General features: G+C 31.8%; 19 protein-coding genes and 1 tRNA gene. 9 read left to right on the forward strand and 11 right to left on the reverse strand.

The genetic code is table 11. The annotated features are described in order from the left end of the window. Positions 1-146: 146 nt before the first annotated feature. On the reverse strand, positions 147-1,592 hold the full coding sequence (locus PMOB_RS00940; protein ID WP_012208037.1) for a radical SAM protein: 1,446 nt from the start codon (positions 1,590-1,592) through the stop codon (positions 147-149). 12 nt (positions 1,593-1,604) lie between these two features. After that, positions 1,605-2,198 carry a TetR/AcrR family transcriptional regulator gene (locus PMOB_RS00945; protein WP_012208038.1) on the reverse strand — a complete coding sequence of 198 codons (594 nt, stop codon included), beginning with the start codon at positions 2,196-2,198 and terminating at the stop codon, positions 1,605-1,607. A gap of 379 nt (positions 2,199-2,577) precedes the next feature. Here PMOB_RS00945 and PMOB_RS00950 point away from each other — a divergent pair, with 379 nt between their 5' ends. From PMOB_RS00950 to PMOB_RS00990, 9 genes are all read left to right on the forward strand, one after another. Next, on the forward strand, positions 2,578-2,901 hold the full coding sequence (locus PMOB_RS00950) for a tRNA sulfurtransferase (RefSeq protein ID WP_041533993.1): 324 nt from the start codon (positions 2,578-2,580) through the stop codon (positions 2,899-2,901). Beyond that, positions 2,898-3,347 carry a THUMP domain-containing protein gene (locus PMOB_RS00955; RefSeq protein ID WP_081429146.1) on the forward strand — a complete coding sequence of 150 codons (450 nt, stop codon included), beginning with the start codon at positions 2,898-2,900 and terminating at the stop codon, positions 3,345-3,347. The genes PMOB_RS00950 and PMOB_RS00955 overlap by 4 nt, the downstream gene beginning before the upstream one ends. A gap of 65 nt (positions 3,348-3,412) precedes the next feature. Then, complete coding sequence (locus tag PMOB_RS00960; RefSeq protein WP_012208039.1) at positions 3,413-4,189, forward strand: lysophospholipid acyltransferase family protein; 777 nt, start codon at positions 3,413-3,415, stop codon at positions 4,187-4,189. Between the two features lie 29 nt (positions 4,190-4,218). Continuing rightward, the gene (locus PMOB_RS00965) at positions 4,219-4,737 is read left to right on the forward strand and encodes a bifunctional nuclease family protein (RefSeq protein ID WP_012208040.1); all 519 of its coding nucleotides are present in this window, start codon (positions 4,219-4,221) and stop codon (positions 4,735-4,737) included. A gap of 27 nt (positions 4,738-4,764) precedes the next feature. Continuing rightward, complete coding sequence (locus PMOB_RS00970) at positions 4,765-5,631, forward strand: polyprenyl synthetase family protein (protein WP_012208041.1); 867 nt, start codon at positions 4,765-4,767, stop codon at positions 5,629-5,631. Positions 5,632-5,699: 68 nt separating this feature from the next. Further along, on the forward strand, positions 5,700-8,054 hold the full coding sequence (locus PMOB_RS00975; protein ID WP_012208042.1) for an esterase/lipase family protein: 2,355 nt from the start codon (positions 5,700-5,702) through the stop codon (positions 8,052-8,054). Positions 8,055-8,086: 32 nt separating this feature from the next. Continuing rightward, positions 8,087-9,181, forward strand: coding sequence for a tetratricopeptide repeat protein (locus PMOB_RS00980; RefSeq protein WP_155811033.1), 1,095 nt, complete (start codon positions 8,087-8,089; stop codon positions 9,179-9,181). A 73-nt stretch (positions 9,182-9,254) separates the two neighbouring features. Continuing rightward, a tRNA-Gly gene (locus tag PMOB_RS00985) sits at positions 9,255-9,330 on the forward strand. 51 nt (positions 9,331-9,381) lie between these two features. Next, a complete protein-coding gene (locus tag PMOB_RS00990) occupies positions 9,382-9,930 on the forward strand; it encodes an RsmD family RNA methyltransferase (protein ID WP_012208044.1) in 549 nt (182 codons plus the stop codon). Between the two features lie 188 nt (positions 9,931-10,118). Here the strand turns inward: PMOB_RS00990 and PMOB_RS00995 are convergent, their stop codons facing one another. From PMOB_RS00995 to PMOB_RS01035, 9 genes are all read right to left on the reverse strand, one after another. Next, positions 10,119-11,321 (reverse strand): alkaline phosphatase, encoded by a 1,203-nt coding sequence (locus PMOB_RS00995; protein WP_012208045.1) that lies wholly within the window; start codon positions 11,319-11,321, stop codon positions 10,119-10,121. 18 nt (positions 11,322-11,339) lie between these two features. After that, positions 11,340-12,173 (reverse strand): hypothetical protein, encoded by an 834-nt coding sequence (locus PMOB_RS01000; protein WP_012208046.1) that lies wholly within the window; start codon positions 12,171-12,173, stop codon positions 11,340-11,342. Positions 12,174-12,201: 28 nt separating this feature from the next. Beyond that, positions 12,202-13,164, reverse strand: coding sequence for a calcium/sodium antiporter (locus tag PMOB_RS01005; RefSeq protein WP_012208047.1), 963 nt, complete (start codon positions 13,162-13,164; stop codon positions 12,202-12,204). A 7-nt stretch (positions 13,165-13,171) separates the two neighbouring features. Beyond that, positions 13,172-14,065 (reverse strand): prolipoprotein diacylglyceryl transferase, encoded by an 894-nt coding sequence (lgt, locus tag PMOB_RS01010; protein WP_012208048.1) that lies wholly within the window; start codon positions 14,063-14,065, stop codon positions 13,172-13,174. Positions 14,066-14,093: 28 nt separating this feature from the next. Next, the gene (gene recG, locus PMOB_RS01015) at positions 14,094-16,439 is read right to left on the reverse strand and encodes an ATP-dependent DNA helicase RecG (RefSeq protein WP_012208049.1); all 2,346 of its coding nucleotides are present in this window, start codon (positions 16,437-16,439) and stop codon (positions 14,094-14,096) included. Between the two features lie 43 nt (positions 16,440-16,482). Beyond that, entirely contained in the window at positions 16,483-16,734 is a 252-nt protein-coding gene (locus tag PMOB_RS01020; protein WP_041533997.1) for a hypothetical protein, read from the reverse strand. After that, a complete protein-coding gene (locus tag PMOB_RS01025) occupies positions 16,734-19,358 on the reverse strand; it encodes an O-antigen ligase family protein (RefSeq protein ID WP_012208051.1) in 2,625 nt (874 codons plus the stop codon). Before PMOB_RS01025 ends, PMOB_RS01020 begins: the two co-directional genes overlap by 1 nt. 317 nt (positions 19,359-19,675) lie before the next feature. After that, positions 19,676-21,043 (reverse strand): N-acetylmuramoyl-L-alanine amidase family protein, encoded by a 1,368-nt coding sequence (locus tag PMOB_RS01030; protein WP_012208052.1) that lies wholly within the window; start codon positions 21,041-21,043, stop codon positions 19,676-19,678. Continuing rightward, on the reverse strand, positions 21,040-22,065 hold the full coding sequence (locus PMOB_RS01035; RefSeq protein WP_049755320.1) for a protein-glutamate methylesterase/protein-glutamine glutaminase: 1,026 nt from the start codon (positions 22,063-22,065) through the stop codon (positions 21,040-21,042). Before PMOB_RS01035 ends, PMOB_RS01030 begins: the two co-directional genes overlap by 4 nt. Positions 22,066-22,090 lie beyond the last annotated feature (25 nt).

A 22,090-nucleotide genomic window follows, 5' to 3' on the forward strand; every position in this document is an offset into this window, starting at 1 on the left:
ACTATAACTCTCTATCTTATTAGAATAATCTTTTATTTTTTATATTATACCATATCAAACCTAAGTATTATTAACTGAAAAATTAAAATAACGGGTAGAAAATACCCGTTATTTTAAAAGATAATACTACTTTTGAAGAATCAATATTATGCTTTTTTATCCAGTGCTAATTTTTCTTCATTTTCTGAATATCTTCTCATCCTTACTTTGTAGTTATATACACCTCTTTTTGAAGGATACTTCTCAGCGTAGCCTTCTTCGTACCAAAGTTTATCGGCATATTTTTTCCATTCTTCGGCAAGTTGGTCTAATTCAGGAGCTAATTCATTCACGGTTCGCTCACTACCAGGATGTTGTGGAATAGCGTTGAACTTCTTTACCATTGCCCTGAATACTTTTGGATTGTCTATTATGGGGCATGGTCTAAATAAATTATTGGAATAGGGAATGGTCCTCTTATAAGCCTCAAAAAATGGTGATTTTAAAATATCTATAATTCGTTTTTCCCTTATATTATCCACGGCAAACTGTTGGAAGACACATGGTTCAGCATAACCTTTGGCGTTTATATGTAAATATTTAGCTCCCGCTGCTAAACAACCGTTAGTTAAGAAACCATGATTCCAAAAATCAGCAACAAACGCAAACTTTCCACCTAACCTTAACTCTTCCAATTTGTAGAATCTTTCATACCTTTGTTCGGCAGTAGGTACTAAATCCATCGAAGCATCTGCTCCTACGGGCATAAATTGGAAAACCCATGCATAACTCACATTGTTTTCTTTTAAATATTCCCAAAAATCATCACTCATTATTGCATCGTGATTCTTTCTTGTTGCTGTGACAGAGGCTCCATATATTACCCCATTTTCACTTAAGAGCTTCCAAGCGTTTTGAATTTTTTCAAAAACACCCTTACCTCTTCTCCAATCGGTATCAGCTTCATATCCTTCTACTGATATAGCCAATGTAGCGTTACCCAATTCAGCTAATTTTTTAGCGTTTTCTTCATTAATTAACGTTCCATTCGTATAAAGCAAAAAGTAAGAATCGCTGAACTCTTCTAGTACATCGAATAGATAAGGATATACAAATGGCTCTCCACCTGTTATAATGAAGAAATAGATGCCTAAATCATTGAATTGTCTTATTACATCAAAAATTTCTTCTTTGGAAAGCATATACTTGTGACCATACATAGCAGCGTAACAACCCACACATCTGAGGTTACATGCATATGTTGGAGAAAGCACAGCTAATTTTGGAAGGACTATCCCATATTCATGCATCTTATCCTGTCTCGTTTTTTCACCAACTGCAAATTCGTTAATGATTAGATTGTTTATTATTTTTTCAACAACTTTGGGATTAGATTTCTTGAACAAATTAGCCCAATTCTCCAGCATCGGATCATGATTTTCTGCCCCAGTTGCTAATTTTCTAAGCCCACTTTTTGCAGGTTCCTTAGAGAATTTTGATAATGTCCATAACAACTTCCCAAGTTGATCCACATCAGAATGTCTTACAACGTTGGTTATTAATTTAGAACTTTGTTTAAGTAACATATTTTTCATTGAGTCCACAACTGCCATACCGGACACCTCCTAATTTTTGTCATCTTCTGTAAAACTTAAAATCATTTTTTTAAAATTATTCTTTATTTCATCATTAGAAAATTCTATTCCTACGGCCCTGTATATAACTAAACCATCAAACATCGCTTGCAGCATAAAAGCTTTCGTTTTTGAATTAAATAATTTTTCAAATTTGCCAAGGATCTTTCCGTAATTTTCTTTGAATGTTTGAGTTAAAATTTTCATCATACTTTGATCATGTGTAGAATTTATTAAAATTTCAAACAATCGCATCAATTCTTTTGAAGGAAAAGTATTTAAAATTTGCGAATAAAGATTTGCATAAAAATCAGCACTTGCTTCCACACAATCCTGAGAGGGCATCGATTCATTTTCTTCGAAAAAACCTTGGACTTTTTCTAAAAGAGCACTAAAAGCAGAAACAATTAGTGCATTTTTATTTTTGAAATAGTTATATATAGAACCCTTAGATAAGTTACACGAAGAGGCGACATCTTCCATCGTTAGATTTGACAAACCTTTTTCGCTTATTAATTCCAACGTTTTTTCTGCAATGTATTTTTTTCGTTCTTGCTTATCCAAAATCTTTAACCCCGTGTTCATTTGGATCACCTCTTTTCTGACTGACTGGTCAGTCAGTTAAATTATAAACTATTGTGAAAAATAATTCAAATATGACTGAATTTGTCTAATTTAATAACGTACATTTTATAATAAGTCATAACCCTTTATTTAAAGTCAATAGAAAGCACATATATTAAATAAAATAACAATCGTATGTTCTTAACTTAATATTTTCAGAAAAGATATTCTAATTACATATTTTCGTTGAAAAAGTTACTTTTTTGTTTTTTTGAATTGGTCGACTCTTTTCCTCAATATTTTCCAAAGTGACTCTTAAAAAAATATAGTTGAAAAAACCCAGTTATGTTATAATTTAGTTGAAGAAAATATTTTTTATAAATTATAAGGTGGCAAATGAATGCTATTTTTAGTAGTAAGGGTTGACGAGATCAGTCTAAAAAATAAAAATAAAATGTCTTTTATGCATAAACTTAAAAACAACATCCAAAGCAAAATTTCCCAAAACTTCATTTTCAAGGTTAACAACAATAGAATATATCTAATTCCTCAACAAAATATGGGAATAACCGTTAAAGATATCGATACTCTAAAAAAGATTTTTGGAATACATTCATCTTCAATAGCTGAAAAAACTGAATTAAATATAGATTCATTTAAAAATAAAGTCTACGAAGTAGCAAAAAATCTCTTGAAAGCAACAATTATAGTACTTTTAAAATAAACGTCAATAGAGCCAATAAATCTCTTCCCTACAACAGTCAAGAATTTGCTGGAATAATAGGTGAATTTATATTGAACAATTTCCCTAAACTAAAAGTTGACTTAAATAACCCGGAGCTTGATATAGAAATAGATATTAGAAAAGAAGGTACGATTATATTTGACAATCGTTTAAAAAGACCAAGCGGATTACCCATTGGTACATCTTCAAAAGATTTAACAAAAAACGGAACAATTAAATTATCCCAAAAATTCGCATTGTATAAAACATCTATTTTACCATACGAAGATTCATGTAGCGTATTTATACCTTCTAAACCTGCCACTAAATCAAATACAAATTACATAAAATCAATTGAGGATTCTTTACAACATCTAAGTAAATTGGAAAAAGATGCTTTAGATGAAGTTAAAAAGTATAAGATTGAAGATAGTAAAGTCTCATAAATTGATCACTTTGAATCATAGTCTCATGTATCTTAAAGAAAAGGGAAGAAAAAGGAGGACAATTCATGAAAAAGGTATTAGAAACAATAAAGGCAATATTCTTCACAATATGGTTAATTATCGGATTTCTCGGAGTTGTAATTGTATATGGAAGTTATGTGTTGATAAAAGCCAATATCTTGGAAAAAAGAAAGGGACACAAAGTCTCTCAAGAATATATTAGAAAGGTTGTATCTTGGTTTGGAAAAGTTACTTTTAAATTCTTAAATAGTAAGATTTCAGTTCATGGTGAAGAGAATATTCCTCAGCAAGGCCCTTATGTAGTAGTAGCGAATCATCAAAGCCTTTTCGATATTCCTTTAATTTTAGGATATATATATCCCACAGCTTTTATTGCAAAAAAAGAGCTTTCTATGATTCCTATATTAGGAAATTTCATCAAAAGACTTGGCTCTATCTTCATAGATAGGAATAATTCAAAAAGTGGTGCTATAGCTCTTAAAAAATTTGCAAAAATATCTCAATCAGGGGAAATTATAACTATTTTTCCTGAAGGAACAAGGAGTTTAGATGGTCAAGTAGGTGAATTTAAAAAGGGAGCTCTTTTAATCCCTTTTAGATATAATATAAAACTATTACCTGTCACAATAGATGGAACTATCAAAATGAGCAAAAAAGGAAGCGTCTTTATCAAACCTTCGAATGTTAATCTATTCATACATGAACCAGTCGAGCCAAAACTTTTCGCTAGCGAAGGAGAATTAAGAGAATGTCTCAAAAGCATAATCAGCGAAAATATTACAAGCGAACCTCAACTAGCTTTAAAAGAAACAAGAGCGTAATTTCAGTTTTTTAAAGGAGGTTTTCAAACATGAAAAAAGTAAGCAATGTTACTATGGGAATAGATAAAGTTTCAAATTCACCGATAGTTTTTTTAAAGGTAGAAGATACAAACGTTGTTGTACCAATATGGATTGGGCCATGTGAAGCTGGTGTTTTGGCTTTAATATTGAGAAACGAAGATTTTGAAAGACCTTTAACGCACGATCTCATTGGTAATATTATCGAACAACTTAAAGCTCAACCTATTAAGATAGAAATTGACCAATTCAAGCAGGATATTTATTACGCTAAATTAGTCCTGAAAGATAGTGGTTCAAAAGAGATCTATATCGATGCCAGGCCTTCTGATTGCATAATTTTATCATTAAAAAATAACTTACCTATTTACATAGACGAAGAAATAGTATCCGAACACGGTATTGAAGCTTCTTTTATAAACGCAGAAGAACAAAGCGAGTTCAGACAAGATATTGAAAACTTCGATATAGACGAACTGAGAAGGAAGTTCGAAAATAAAAATAAAACTGAAGATGAAGATGACGAATAATTTTTTCTAAAAGCACGAGGTGAATCAATGGAATTTCTAAAATTATTAGAGTTTAAAGATTTCTTTGACAAGAAGATAAAGAATTTTTTCGAAAATTTGGACCTGGAAGATTATTTAAAAGAGCCACTGTTTTATTACATAGAAAATGGAGGCAAAAGACTTAGACCCTGGATAATATATAACTTCGGACAAATAATCTCTATAAATAAAAAGAATTTAATTGACATTGCGATAGCTGTCGAAATTTTACACTCATCATCCTTGATACATGATGATCTACCTGCCTTAGACAATGCAAAGTTAAGAAGAGGAGCTCTAACAACTCATTTAAAGTTTGGAGAATATAAAGCCATACTAGCTGGAGATTATGGATTCACTCTCCCACTACAGATTGTTGCCGGTTTAGATAATATTAAAGAAGGGAACAAACTTCTCTTAGTGGATTATTTTATAAAAACCATTTTAAAATTATTTCAAGGAGAAATGGAAGATCTAATCTTCGAAAAAGAAGATAAAAATGTAGGTGAGAAAGAAATTCTTGAGATGTATTCAAAGAAAACAGGGGCGGTTTTTGGTTTTTGTTTTGCATCTCCTTTTTTAATGGCTGGGGAAGCAGAGCTTGCTAAAGAGATGAATAAAATAGGAACTGATTTTGGTGTTTCTTTCCAAATTTTCGATGATCTAAAAGATATCTTTACTAAAGAAGAAGATATTGGAAAAGAAACTAATAAAGATGTAAACAAAAAAACTCTTTTAAATTTTTATAATTTTCAAGAAACACAAATAATAGCCGATAATATTTATATAAATGTTTTACAAAAATTGGAAGACCTAAATCTAAAAGAACTATCTCAACTTTTGAAAGAAGTTCGAAAGATTATAGAAACAAGGTAAAAGTCTCAAAAGGAGTTGACTGAGCTATAAAATTCAAACCTTTCAACTTTTTAAATAAAATTAAATATATGGAAAAAAAATACAAAATTCTCTTATCGATTGTTGTAATAGGTATTTTAATTCTTGTTTTTTCTATTATTTTTAAAAACATATTTTTGCCTCCAAATCAGATAACTCCTTCTTCTAACAATATTCAAATAATGGTTCCTGATTTTGCTTTTCCTTCAAAGAAACACATTGATATAAGCGTTGTGGATAAAAGTTCTGCGGAATATCAAGAATTGATCAACTACAAAAATTTTTACGGTGAAATATATAAAATTACTTTCTCAGATGAAAGTAATGAATCCTCTATTTTACCAATTACCTTAAGATACAAGATTCCAAAGGATAATTACTTTGGAGATAACTTCGTCAATTTCTCCTTGGCTTACATCACACAGGAAGAACCTCCTGTTATCTCTGAATTCAGTGGAGAAACAATAGTAAAAATAGATGACGAGTATTACATAGAAGCGCAAACATTCCAAATAACTAAAGTAAATTATATAGGTCTAGTCATTGAATCTCCAGAAGAATCATCCAGTGGGCTCAAGGTTATAAAAGAAGCGCCACCAACCCTTGAACCTGATATTATTTTAATTCCTGGAACTGATATTAATTTCTTAGGAAAGATAATGAATGTACCTGAAAATGGTTATCCACAATCTTTTTGGTCATCCCTTTTTCCAAATAGAACCATTTGGAGTTACAATTACCCACTGACATCTACTAGAAGTAAAAATTACAACGATTCTTTTATCAGTTTTGTTGAAAGAACAGGGATTGATAGTTACATTGAATTTGAAGGAAGGCGTCTCGCTCAAGAACTTTCTAGATTTCCTAATAAAAAGTTTGACATTATTGCACATGGCATTGGCGGATTAATTGCTAGATATGCTTTGGAGTCTACTCAAACAATTCAAAATGTTGAAAATTTAGTACTCATTTCTACTCCAAATAAAGGTAGTAACCTAGCAAACCCCCTTTTTTTCAATTTACTCTTTGGGAAAAACACAGATATTTTATCTCAATTGTTTAATGTTGAGTATAGCACGATATTAAAAATCACTTTGCAAATTGGTTCTTACCTAGATCAAATAAATTCTTACTATGAAGATCTTATTCCTGACTCTGAATTTCTGAACAAATTAAACTCTTTTGGCATAAGAAATGACATCAGATATTTAACGATTATTGGTACTAGTCCCGCAATTGATGAAGATTTATCAAATAAATATATTGCCAGGCTGTATCCAGAATTTGTTCGAGGAAAGGGAGATGGAATAGTAAGTGTTGACAGCGCTAACTTAGAAGGGATTGATAAAACTTACTATTCTCAAAAGAGCTTTTATGAAATTTACAATGATTCAGATGTTTTGAATATAATAGTTAATTTTTTAGAAGAATCCGTCCCTTCATATTCAGTGGAGCCCTTTACAGATGATAATTTCGTCGAATACACATACGAAACAGTAGAAGGTACCCCAACTCCAGATCAAAGTGAAAATCCCCGCCCAACTATTATTTCTACTTTTAAACTCCCTTCAGCGTATAAAGAAAGTACAATTTTGCTCAATTCTGAGAAGCAAGGAGAAATAGACGAAGATACAATGAGCATTATCGAAGTAGGAGAAAATATTTACTTTAAAAGTCCTAATGCTATTTACAACAGCAAACTAGAAAAAATATTTTCAAATAAAATTATGGGTGGATTAGTATTCAACAACCAGTATTATATATCTACTGTTGATGGAGTATACATTTTGAATGAAAACGGCAAAATTGATAAAATTAATTCACAAATACCTTCTAAAGGTACCGAAATTTATTATTTACCAAATGTAGGGTTTTTAAGTGTGGAATATGAACCAAACAATTGTAATGTCTATCTCAACGATTCTCTGATAAATGAAGGCAGCAATTTTATATCATTAAAAGTAATAAATGGGGAAGTATATGTCATCTTTGAGGATAAAATATCAAAACTACAAAACATGGATATTGTGGAAATGATAAATACTTCTACAATTCAAGAAGTTTTGGGAACTCAGTTTGGAGAGATTACTGATTTTGCTTTGTATAACAATGACTACTTTATTTTATTTTCAAACTATAAATTAGTTCTGTGGGATAGTTCAAAAAATGGGTTACAACTCATAGAAGACGGAAACATAGGAAGATTAAAATTACAAATATTTAATGATAAATTATTTGTATTTGGGAAAGATCATGTGAGTTACTTACTTTTAAAAGAAGCTACTTTCCCCGGTTTTTTTCAAAGATCAGATACTAATATAATTGATGTCCTCATCGATAAAAGGGGCAAAGGATGGATGGTTACCAAAAATAACCAAATTGAAATAATTAATTTTTCCTTGTGAGGTGTGTCAACATTAAGAAAGCAATCACTCTGTTGATAATTCTGCTCCACATAATGCTAATATTTGCTGATAATTACGAAGTTGCCTACGAATACTATATGAACGGCTTAAACTACTATAGAAATGCCCAATATGATTTAGCTCAAATTTTTTTTGAGCAAGCCTTGCAACTATCACCTAGATTAGAAAGTGAAATACCAGAAATAAAAATGTATCTAGGATTATCTGCATTTCACAACAAAGATTATGCCACAGCTAAAATATACTTGCAACCCCTAAAAGGTATCCCCATTGTGGATGAAGCTCTAAGTGTTATTGAATCTACATCTCAACAATCAGAGCTTTTAGACACATCAAACCTAAAAATTAATAATACTCAACCGTTGGAAGAAGAGCAGCAAAACTTTAATCTTTTAACCTTTTTTACCATAATGCTAATAATATTTGCTATTTCCTTAGCTGCCTCATTTTTTACTGTTTTTTTGATTCGTCGACATGTTACTTTTGAGAAAAGAGAGAACGAGTTAAATAATATGGAAACTCTGACCAATATAAACAAAGTAGAAACTCAAGGAATCAAATACAAAACAATAGACCAATTTAATGAACCATACATAAAAAACGTTTGGCAAGTATCATCCCCTTTAAAAAAACTTATTGGGATAACTTCAAATGAAGACCCTTCACTAGAAGAAGCTATTGTATCCAAAGACCAAAAAGATGGCAAATTAAGTGAGATAGAAGACCTTGAGAATAAACTTGATAAGGATATAAACGATATCTTGAAAGAATCAAGCCTGGAAGAGATTGAAGAAATTCTAAATGAGTTAGAAGGTAATGGTGACAAAAGTAGAGTTCAAGAACCAGCTACTCTTGAAGAGGAAAGTAACGGAAAGAACCAAGAAGCGTATTCTCATTTGGAAAATGTCATAAAACCTGATTCTGAGATAAAAAATAACTTTTCTTCGATAATGAAAAAAGAAGAAAAAGAATTATTATTTGAAGATGATTTAGATGTTGGGCTTTTTGACATAACTAAGGAATTAGAGACAAAAAAGATTTCTCAAAATAATATACAAAAGTTCTTTCATAAATTATTTTATGACGTTAACAAGGATAAAATATAATTAAAATATTAAATATTGATTTTGTTTTAAATTATTGGTATAATATATTTGATTTAAAATAAAAATTTCAAATGCGGATGTGGCTCAGTTGGTAGAGCTCCAGCTTCCCAAGCTGGGAGTCGCGGGTTCGAGTCCCGTCATCCGCTCCAAAAACGAAAGGGGCTTAATGAAGCCCTTCTTTGTTTGTATGAGGTGTAAAAATGGCTTTGAAGATTGAAAGCGGCAAATTTAAGAATACCAATATAGAAACAGTTGATGATCGTAGGACGAGATATACTCCCGCTACTTTAAGAAGAGCTCTGATAAGCATTTTTGATTTTACAGGAGCTAATTTTTTAGAATTTTTTGCAGGTAGCGGCATAATGAGTTTTGAAGTTTTAAGTAATGGGGCAAAAAGTTCTACAATGGTTGATATTTCGACTAAGGCCGTGAGCTCGATTTTAAAAAACGCTGAATCTTTAGGGGTACTAAATAAAATAAAAGTTATAAAATCAGATTTTAGAAAATCTATTACAAAACTTTCAAATGAACAGTTTGATTACATATTTGCTGATCCACCTTTTAATAACAGTTATGTCCAAGAATTTTTGAAATTCATAGATTCAAATGTATTTTTAATTAGAAACGGCGGCTACATCATTATTGAAAAATATAAGAATGAAAAATCTGATTATATACCTAAAAATTTAATTAGAGAAGAAGTAAGAGATTACGGTGATATTGAAATTCTAATCTTTTTTAAACCTTAAAAAAAGGGCCTTAATAAGGCCCTAATTTGGAAATGAATTCTTCCGGGGACAGAACACTCCAGGAGGGAGGGTAACCTACAAAAGTGCTCTGTAGAGATATTATACATCATGAAATTTTTTTCTCAAAATCTAATTATAGGCAATTACTTTCAATTAGCAGCGATTAAAGTCGTTTAACCCCATTTAAGTCAATAAATCTCAAAAATAGAAAAAATTTCATTATTTGATATTATATTTTTATCAAATGGAACGTTGGAAAAAAGAGGTACGTAATCTAATGTATGCCCAAAAGTACTCCAATTTATACCCACAGGATCGTTTAACGCTTCATAAAAACTTTTGATTATTGGCGATTGATAAGTTACATTTTCTTCTGAATTCTTGGTATCGTAAAACTCTTTTTCTAAATCAAGCGTCAAACCCAATTTTTCTTGAAACTCTTCATAGTTCTTAGATTGGTTAAATGTACTTATCAGCTTTTCATAAGAAAACTCAGTGGGTTGAAGCTTATTCAGCGCCAAAAAACCATCGCCTAAACTCAAACCTCCTGTTGAATGATCCGCAGTTACTATGATTAAGGTTTCTTGAGGATATTGCTTATAAAAATCGATAGCAACTTTTACTGCACTATCAAAGTCTAATATTTCGTTTATCAATGAATAAGTATCATGTGCGTGTGCAGCGTGATCGATTCTTCCCCCCTCTATCAGAATGAAAAAAGGAGAACCTTTAAATTTACTCAACGCATAATTTAAAGTTTCTTCTAACGTAACTCTTTTCGGATCGTCTGTTAAAAAAGTAAAATTTCCATAATACAACATAACAATTTCATTACCAGGAAACGGAATTTTACTTAGTTCTTCTGTGTATAAATATCCATACTCTTTTGTGTTTCTATCCTTAAAATAAGCTTTTCCTCCCCCTATGAAAAGATCAAAATTGCTTTCTAAAAGATCTTGCATTATCTCTTGGTAATCTCTTCTATTTTCAACGAAACTATAAGCTCCCGCCGGGGTAGCATCGATGATGGTGTTAGTTGTTATGACACCAATTTTGTACCCTCGTTTTTTTAATTCATAAGTAATGGGCAGTATCTTTTCATCATCAGGATTAATGTTTATCCTGTCGTTGTAGGTTTTTTCTTTAGATAAAATTGCCGTTATGGCTGCTGCTGAATCCGTTACTCCGTTAATCGAAGAAGTTTCAACCATTCCATAGTAAGGTAGTTCAAGCATGTGCAGTTGATCTGTGTATAAATATTGTTTGTACATATTAGATAACTGCATATGTGGAATTCCCATTCCATCGGCTATAAACAAAAAAACATAGTCAAATGAAAAAGAAAAATACCCTAAAAGGGCAAGGAGAAAAACCAACAGAATTTTTTTCACTTCTAACACCTTCGTTGTTTAATTAATGTTTTCGACTAAATTTTCAAACCTTTTGTCATCTAATCTATCAAAATTATTTAAAATGTATCTTTCTATATCAAATATTTTTTCTTTGTCAAAATCCAACCATTCCATGAAGGATATTACACTTTCCCCATAAGGTTCATCATAAAAACCTGATTTTTTGAGTTCTAACTCTTTCAAATACTCCTCTGGATAAACTTCTCTAAGAAACAATAATGAATTAGTTTCTGCTAATATTTCATGCCAAGTATCCGTTGGGGAAGCCTTCACCTTGTAACCGAAAAAATAATGAGATAACTCATGAACTAAATCCTTGCTAGAATTAACAACGTAGACACTTGGCAAAACTTGAAAAGACCTACTTTGATCCATATAAATAATATACATAGGTTCATCGATTTCTGAAATATTTTCTAAAAAGTCTTTAGATTCAACAACTAACTCCTCTAACCATTTTTCATTATAGAAAAAATTATCAAGGTTATAAAGGTTATAAAGAGTATTTTTATTTTTGAAATAAACCATTGCCGATGAATCGTTACTTTGCCTTTGAACTAAAGAATCTCCGCTTTGACGTAGCAAAAATCCGTTTTGTACATTTAGCAAGATAAACTCCTCAAAAGGTATTTCTTCGTAAAAAAAGATGTTTTCCTCTTTGAAGGTATATTGAATGTCATCATAGAAAATCACCTGTGTTAATCCCGTCGAAAATACTCTAATATTGTTATCTCCTTCATCAACTAAAGTAACAGGATAAAAGAAAAAAAATAGAAATAAAATAAAAACAAAAATAGCGAGTAGAGCACTTTTTCTATTATCGATGCCCATTTTTATTCCTTTCTTCACACTTAAAATATTATCCAATTCTTATACTAATTATTAGGTAGATCACATACAAAGAAAGCAATACAGCTCCCAAACCTCTTCCAACTTTTCTATCTTTTTTCATCATCGTACCAAACAACAAGACTAAAGCCAGTAAAAGACCATATGACACATCAAAAGCAACTGATCTATCCGCGCTGGCACCATTTATTAATGCTGATATGCCCAGTATGGCAGCGATATTGAAAGTATTGGAACCAACTATATTTCCCATCACAATATCATCTGAATGTTTGATCGCTGCAACAATAGCGGTTACTAATTCCGGAAGGGAAGTCCCTACTGCAACAATAGTCACCCCTATCAAAGATTCTGAGATCCCAATACTTTTAGCAAATATAACTGCATTACTTACCGTCAGTTCTCCTCCTATTATCAACATAGCTAATCCTAAGGCAGAAAAAGTGATTATTTTAGCCCAAGACTCTTCTTTTTCAACTTTTTTCATTTCTTCATTTTCAACAAGTTGTTTCCTGACTTGTTGATCATTTTTTGCCATATAATAAAGATAAGCCATAAAAATAAACAAAAAGGTTATCAAAATCATACCATCGTATCGAGTTAATACGCTATTCCCTTCCATTATCATTGCAAATATAACCACTGAAATAATAAGCAAAAAAGGCATTTCTATGTTTACTGTAGATTTTTGAATTTTTGTTGGAGATATTAAAAAAGAGATCCCCAAAATTAAACCAATATTTGCAACATTTGAGCCAAGAACATTTCCTAAACCTACACTGGCTCCTTTTATAGACGAAGAAATCGTAACAACTAATTCCGGCGCACTGGTACCAAAGGCCACCACCGTCAAACCCGCAAATAGTTCGGAAACACCTAGTTTTCTTGTCAATCCAAGGGCTCCTTCTATTAACCTATCTGCCCCTCTTATTAATAGAAAAATACCTAAAGCTATCAATAGAATATTTATCAATCAATATTCACTCCTTTTTTTCGACGATTACTCTCTTATTTCTGAGGTATACAAAAAGCAAAGAACCCAACACTATCAATATAAAGCTTATAACTACAGCAACTCGTAGATCCCCAATATAGAGACTGTCCGTTCTTAACCTTTCAATAGGAATTCGCCCAATAGAATAAAGAATTAAATACAGAGCAGTCACTTCTCCATATGTTTTTCTCTTATTTCTAATAAAATAAAACAATATTAGAAATACCAACAAATTCCATGCAGATTCATACAAGAATGTTGGATGAAAATACTCATAGGCTTCATACCCTGGCATTCTATCCGGTAATGAAATGTACATCTTCCAGGGAAGATTTGTTGGTGAACCGTATGCCTCATGGTTGAAAAAATTACCCCATCTTCCAATAGCCTGAGCTAACGGTAAAACAAAGGTGAATAAATCTAACCCTTGAAGAAATGTAAAGGTACACTTTTTTTTCAAACGTGTATACAAAAAAACTACCAAAAAAGCAGCCAATATTGCTCCATGTATAGCCAATCCTCCATGCCAAATCTTAAAAATTTCTGAAGGATTTTGAGAGAAATATTCAAGATTAAAAAGAACATAATATAGCCTTGCACCTATAATCCCAAATATAATTCCCAAAGAAACAGCTGTGAAAAGATCGTCTTCATTTATTTTTTCTCTTTCAGCTTCTTTTTGAGCAATAAAAGTTGCCAACAGTATGGATGAAGCAATTAACAGTCCATACCATCTTATTTCTAATGGACCAACTGTGACTAAAACAGGGCTGAAATACCATTCCCCAGAAAAACTTTTTGGTAAAATAATTATACTAATGACTAAAAAAGAGGCTATCGAAACCAACAAAGTGCTTAAAAAGACTTTATCTCTTTTCATGTTTTTCCTCCTAAAGACTTAAAAATCTCTATAGAACGTTGACCAAATGTATTGAATCTCCATATCTTGTTTGCAATTCGTGTTTTAAATTAGGATATCTATCGAAACTTTGGATAGTTGCTAAAAATCGCTCTACCTTTTTTCTTGAATTCTCTATTATATTTATATCTTCGACTAAATCCAAAAATTTAAATTCTGGTATCCCGTGCTGTTCCACTCCAAAGAATTTTCCTGGTCCCCTCCATTTTAAGTCAATTTCTGCCACTTCAAAACCATCTAACGTCTTAGAAAAGGAGTTCATTTTACTTTTTATCTCATTGTTGGCATCATCATCTATTACTAAAAAACAATAAGACTGTTTATCACTTCTGCCCACTCTTCCTCTGAGCTGATGCAATTGAGATAATCCAAAACGATCGGGATGTTCGATGACCATTACCGTAGCATCAGGGATATCTATCCCCACTTCTACTACCGATGTCGAAACTAATATATCATACTCTTTTTGAACAAATTTGTCCATCACGTCATTTTTTTCTGAAGGTGAAAGCCTCCCATGCAAAAGCCCCACTTTATATTCTTCAAATACTTTACTTAGCTCTTCATACATACTGATAGCGTTTTTTAATTCTAAGGCTTCAGATTCTTCTATCAATGGATACACGAAAAAAACTTGATTCCCTTGATCCAATTCTTCTTTAACAAATTCATACAAACTTTTTCTGTTGGATTCAGCAATAAGTATTGTTTTAATAGGTCTTCTACCTTTAGGCATCTCATCAATTAAGCTAACGTCTAAGTCGCCGTAAAAAGTCATTGCCAAAGTCCTAGGAATGGGAGTAGCAGTCATTACCAAAATATCTGGATGATTCCCCTTTTTAATAAGTTCAAGTCTTTGATTCACTCCAAATCTATGTTGTTCATCAATCACCACCAACCCTAGTTTTTTAAATTCAACATCCTGTTGAATAATTGCGTGAGTACCAACTACAACATCAATTTCTCCTAATTTTAGCTTTTCTTTTATTAATATTTTGTCGCTTTCCTTAGTATCTCCTGTTAGCAAAACTATTTTCAAACCTAACGGCTCTAAATCTTTTGAAAGCTTCTTAAACTGTTGCTTAGCTAAAACAGAGGTAGGGTTCATAACTGCTGCCTGATATCCAGCTTCACAAACATCTATAATCGCTAGTTCTGAAACAACGGTTTTACCAGAACCAACATCTCCCTGTAAAAGTCTATTCATAGGATATGGAGAAATTAAATCTTTTCTTATTTCTTCATAACTTCTTTTCTGAGCTTGAGTGAGTTCAAAATTTAAAGTATTGAGAAATTTTTTCGTTAATTCTCCTTTTATCTCTTTCGTCTCACCTTTTTTCATTTCTTTCATCTTTAATTTCAGATATATCATTGCTAACTCAAATAAAATTGCCTCTTCGTATTTTAAAGAGTACCAAGATCTTTCTTTGTGATAAATACTTAAAGGGAAATGAATTCCCTTTATTCTCTTTTTCAAATCTAATAAATTGAATTCTTGGACAAATTCTTCAGGTAAAAATTCTTCTAAAAAATATGTCTGTTGGATGGCTTCTTTTGCTATTCTTCGCATAGTTGTTTGGAAGATACCAAAGGTTAATGGATAAACCGGCAGAATTTCACTTTTGAAATCCTCATCACTTTCAATCACTTGAAAATCTGGAGACTTCATCTGTTTCATACCGTATGAATATTCTATCTTTCCATAAAAAGCGGATTTCACACCTCTTTTTAAATAAGATTTAACGTAATCCTGGTTGAAAAAAGTAACGATTATGACTCCACTGTCATCTTCCACAGAAAAGTTGTAAATAGTTAAACCTTTATTTATTTTTACTTCCTCACTTTTTACTACATTTCCTATTATTACGACTTTTTCGTCCTCTTTGGCGTTGAATATTTTAACCACCTTTCTTCTGTCTTCGTAATCCCTAGGTGGATAGTAAAAGAAATCTTTTAACGAAAAAATACCTAATTTATTTAGAATTAAAGCCCTTTTTGTTCCTACTTTTTTTATATATTTTATATCGGTGAGTGGTGCCAATTTTTTTTCTGGTTTTTCCAAAACTTCATCAACTAAATACCGCTCTTTTAAAATCTTTAAGGAATCCTTTAAGCCTTCTAGACGCCTTTCTTTACGTTCTTCTGACAATGTTTTAAGAGGTTTTGTATAAGCCAAAATCTTCTTAACATCTTCTAAAAGGCCATTTTCTTGAATTACTTTGAAATTATTTTTTGCAATGCTATAAAAACTTGGGAAGATCTCTTCCCAAGTTATCATACCCTTTTCTTTCAGTTGAACTATATAATCAAAAGAATTTATAACTTCTTCAATCATTGCTCATGAAAACTCCTACTTTTTGAGAGAATATTTTTCAACATTACTCAATAACTTTCCTTATAATAATTTTATCATCTTTCTTATAAATTTTATATCCATTCAATTCAACTTCTTCAATGTGACCATCTTCTATAAAAGGCTTAACTTCCATCAAAGAAGCATTTTCAACGTAGAAATCTTTGAGGCTACCTTCAAGTGTGTATCCATAAGAGTTTATTTTCAAAAAAACAGAAAATACGATCAAAAACCAACTCAAAGATATCAGCAACAAAAATGTCATTACCTTGTTCACTACTTTACCAACCTTCTTGTAAAAAATTCGTAATCACTGAAGAAACTTTCGATTCTATCTTGATATCTAGTATAATTAGGAGATCCTTCTTCTTTTTGACCCTTGTAATAGTTGTAAACAGCCTCATAATTGCTAACAACATTTTCTGCTAGTTGATTTTTTAAATTTTCATCCCTCAAGGTTGAGTATAACTCAGATAACAATTTTAAGGAACTATCTGGTATCCCTCTAAATTTTTGTGCCATGTAATAGTCCGCTTCTCCCTCTTTCTGGGTTATAAAAATTATTTTGTTTATTAATTCATCTTGTGGATATATGTTTATCAGCCTTGCAGTTAACAGCAAATATTCATAATAAACGTCTTCCCATTCAGGGAACCTATTCCAACCACCAGGAAGGATGTAAATAGCTTGCTGCTCCCAATGATGAAAATTACTGTAAGCTTCATTTTGAAGTTCTTCTACTACTTCTAACTTATCCAGTGGTATATAATTTTTTAACTGTTCGTATAGAACTACGATGTTATAATATATTCTGCCTATCAATCTATAGGCATTTTTTTCATTGAATGATAAGTATGAATACTCCAATTGATTTATGCCATCGTATAGGGTTTGAATTTTTAATGTAATCTGTTTAGCATTGTTGCTTAGGTCGATAGAATAAATCGGTTCTACGGTGTCTCTCAAAATGTTATCAGGAAATGGCATTAAATCAAGTGAGCCATTAAACTCTTCGATAATAAAATCGTAACCATCGATTTCTTTTTCAAATATTTTAGGTAAATCTTCATAAGTAAGAGAATTTTGCCGAATACTGGACGTTAAAAGCTGGGACAGGTAAAATGCCGATTTACCAAAATTAGGGTCCCATTTTAATGATTTCTGAAAATATTCAAAAGCATTATTATAGCTTTGTTCAGCTCTACTTTCATATGATAACTGCATATTTTTATAATCTTCTATCTGCGTCTCTATCTGGTTTATACTCTGTGTTATCCTTTGAAAATTTGCACTTCCTGGAGTGTAATTTGCTAATTGTTTTTGAAGAGTGGATTTTTGAGATTCAAGTTGGCTTATAATATTTGGTATTTGACTTTCAGTAGCGTTAATAAGAGATACCATTGAATTGTATTCACGATTTCCTTTAACGAAGAGGGCCTCGGATGTAACCTCGTTTATTTTGTAATAAGACGCTACTACTCCAACCACAACTAAAGGAATAATCACAAACTGACTTTTTTTGATATTTAAGCTTTTCACATGTGGATGGAACTGTTCTGATACAGCACTTGAGAGGATAAATACACTTAATATAAGGTTGGGATGCATGTGAAATGCAAACTCTGTAAATGCGTGGATTACCATGATAGTGGCACTCCATCCAAATAAGGGAAATAAAAGGATTTTGTTGTCATCATCTTTTTCGAGCTTTAAAACTTTAAAGTATACCACCATTAAACTTACGAGCATTAACACTATTGAAGAAAAACCTAAAATACCTGTCTCTCCCAATACCTGTAGATAGTCGTTGTGAGCCCTTTTAAAATTATTCCATGCATATAAAAACCTTTCGGGGTTTTCTGCCTGTACCTCAGCTAAGTAATGAACCGCATACACTGGATATGTATTTATTCCACTTCCAATTATAAAATGGTTTTTATGGTTCTCATCTGCAAATTGTTTTACAGCGGAAAGCCACGACAAACTTCTTTCATCCCAAGAAGAGACAGAAGTCATTGCTGCGAAGCGGTCTGCAGCAATTACTTCCCCACCTCGGTTGAATGGAGTTTCAAAATTAAACATAAGAAATAAAAAGGCTAAAACAGATAAAACCAAAATTATCCAAATTTTAAACTCTTTACTTTTTACATAATTTTTCAGGGTTTCTTTTTTATTGGAAATGAGGTAAGATATTATAGCGAATCCTAAACCAACAAAAGTGGCAAGGTAAATCGAACGAGTTTGTGCCAACAAAACAACCCAATACATTATGAAAACATTCGCTAAAGCATATATTCGAATGTAGGTATTCGTATTTTTCCTTAAAGTAAAATATATAGAAATTGGTAACAGCTGTGCCAAATAGTCTGAAACAAAATTGGGATTCCCTATAGTTGTTCTTAAGGCTATTCTTTGAGAAGGATCCCCATACTTACCAAAAAACAAATCAAAGCCTAAGAACTTATTCAAAAGTCCATCTATGGCAATAACAGTGCCAGTAACCATAAAAACAAAAAGACCATACTCAATGAATTTAAAATCTTTTCCAAAGCGTGTAGTAATTACGTAAGAAAAAAACATAACAAGAACAATATAAAAAGCTACTCCTACAGACGTTGGAAGGTAATATTTATTCTCCAAGTAGACCGATATTAAAGATAAAAAAGCAGAAATACTGAAAAAAGATAAAAAAATATGTGGATAAGTGAATTTTATTGAAATAGGTTTAGAAAAGTATTTGAACAAATAATAAATTAAAATAACAACCATGAATAAAGAAAAAACTAAATGTTTTTGGGTAGAATACTCATACACCAAATTGGGTATCATTAAAAAAGGTATTAAAGCAAACAAAACTAACAAAATCAATATATCATTAGGAATCTTTGCTTTCTCTTGCAAATAATTTACCTCCTCTGTTGTTCGCTGGTTTGTGCGAACCAATTAATCAAAATAGATTTAAAATTTCTCTGGGGGTTTGATTTGCCGGTTTTCTAAACGATGTTTTTTAATTGTTTTATGGTTTTTAAAAAGGTTTTAGGGGCTTTGGTTCTTAAAGGCATAAGCCTTTAAGAATGTCCTCCTAACTCTTAAAATAGATTTAAAGGTTGTAGGGGGTCTTGGGGGGTATCCCCCGTTTGGTGAACTCCCAAACTCAGATTTTAATTCTTGTTGATTTTTGTTTTTGATCTTTGGGGTTTGGGGTTTACCCCAACGCCCTATTTTAGACCAAAAAAATCAATAACTGCATTTTTAATAATTTCAGCAAAAACATCCACATATTTTCCACTCGTAAACTCATCTACTACTTTAGGGTTACTGATAAATTCCATTTCAAATAAAACAGCGGGGCTTCTAGTATAAGCCAAAACAGCAAACTCCGCAGTATAAACTCCCCTAAGTTTAACTCCATTTACATTCAAATAATTTCCCAATATATTAGCAAACTTCTCGCTTTCATCTAGACTGTTTTCTTTATCCGTTACCCATGTTTCTATGAGAGTCTTATCAGTATTAAAATCCAAATTTTCCCGATAGGCTATTCTTCTCGCATATGCGCTTTCTGAAAAATCAAAATAGTAAACCTCCGATCCATAAACTGTTGTATCTTGAGGATAATCATTCAAGTGTAAACTAACGAATAAATCCGCAACTTTTTCATTAGAAAAAACCGCTCTATCGTGTAAATCAACGTATACATCGCTTGTCCTAGTTAGATAAACGTCAACACTGTAAGGTTTCAATAGTTCTTGAGCTCTTTTTGCTACCTTTAAAGTTATATCTTTTTCAAAAGTTTTGTTTGGACCAACCGCTCCTGGATCTATCCCTCCATGACCTGGATCCAAAACTAAAACTGGCAAAGTGATTTTATCTTTAAAAGAAAGATCTAATATTATCCTACTTTCTTCAATTAATTCTTCTATATCCGCAGAGTTGTTCAGTTTTACTTGTATCCATACTTCTGTTGGCGAATAGTGATACGCCTTTATGTAATTAATCTTATTGTTGTATTCTTCATAGTAATAAGAATTGGGGATTTCGGCACCTTTAATCTTAATCAAATATCCAGATTTATTAACCAAAGGATATATTCCAACATCGTCAGGACTCGAAGAAAGCTCTATTATTATTCTAGCATCAGTTTTTTGTATGATCGTTTTTATTGAAGTTAATTGAGTTAGTGGCAGATTCAAGTATACAGCGGAATCGTTAGAAATTAATTCTAGATTGATCAACTTAGCCATTAATTCTGCGGTTAAATAAATTTCTCCATCAATTATTTTCAGATCATTTGGATCGAAATGAAGGGATTCAGTGCTGTTGATAATGGCTAAACTATTCTGAGGAAAAATGAAAACGTTCCATTTACTATCTTTTACGTAAATCAACGTATCATTATATACATCTAAGGTTCTTCCACTTTTTTCAGAAATAACCTTTAAACTAACATATAGATTCTCCCCATCTTCGAAATAGTAAGCCGAATCTATTTCTCTCCATTGAAAATAAAGTGCTTTTGGAAACGTAATAACCGAGAGAAATAAAAAACCAAAAATTATTAACCGCCTAATTATCCCTTTATTCACCTTTTTATCCCCCTTGGTTGATCAGCCAAAATTTCTAACATTTTTTCTGCAATATCATAATTGGGAAGAACAAAATCCGCATAACCTTCTTGGACAACAGTTTTAGGCATTCCATAAACAACAGAAGTTTCTTTTGACTCAGCTATAACTTTCCCGCCGTAATGTTTAACTTTAAATGCCCCTTTCGCTCCATCTCTTCCCATCCCTGTCAGAATAACTACCAGAGCATTTTCTTTAAAAAACTCAGCAGCTAGGTCAAAAGTGAAATCAGCTGAAGGCCTTACGTTATTAATTTTATCACTTTTGTCTAAAAACAATTTTATTTTATGATCTTCTTGCTTTAAACCTAAATGAAAATCTCCCGGAGCAATATATACAACATTTTTTTGTAAAAATTCATCATCTTCCGCTTCTTTGACCTTTAAGTTTGAAATTTTATCCAACCGATAAGCTAAAGAAGCTGTAAAACCTGCCGGCATATGTTGAACAATAATTATAGGAACATTTAAATTTTCAGGTAGTTGCGGAATTATAACATCTAAAGAACGCGGACCTCCCGTTGAACTCGCTATCAACACAACTTTTTCTCCCAATATATTTACTCTTGCACTTTTCCTTATCTTCTTGCTTCCAACAAAATGGATATTTTTCAATTTTTCGATAGAGACCTTCATACTTTCTCTTATCTTTCTCAACAATTCATCCTGAACGTCTCTTATAGTCCAAGAGGTACTTCCAGCCGGTTTTTGAATAAAATCAAAAGCTCCCTTTTCTAAACATTCTATAGTAATAGAGGCTTCATTTGAAGTTAAACTGCTTACCATAATAACCCTTGTTGGAGATTTTAACATTATCTCACTTAAAGCATCGAGCCCATTCTTTTTAGGCATTTCAACATCTAAAGTAATCACGTCTGGTTTTAAGGACACAGCTTTTTCTACGGCTTCAACTCCATCTTTAGCTAATCCAACCACTTTCATGTCAGGTTCCTTGTCTATAATATCTTTTAGAACCATTCGCATAAAAGCAGAATCATCCACTATTAAG

Origin of the sequence: Petrotoga mobilis SJ95 (genome assembly GCF_000018605.1) — a bacterium.
Lineage (GTDB): Bacteria > Thermotogota > Thermotogae > Petrotogales > Petrotogaceae > Petrotoga > Petrotoga mobilis.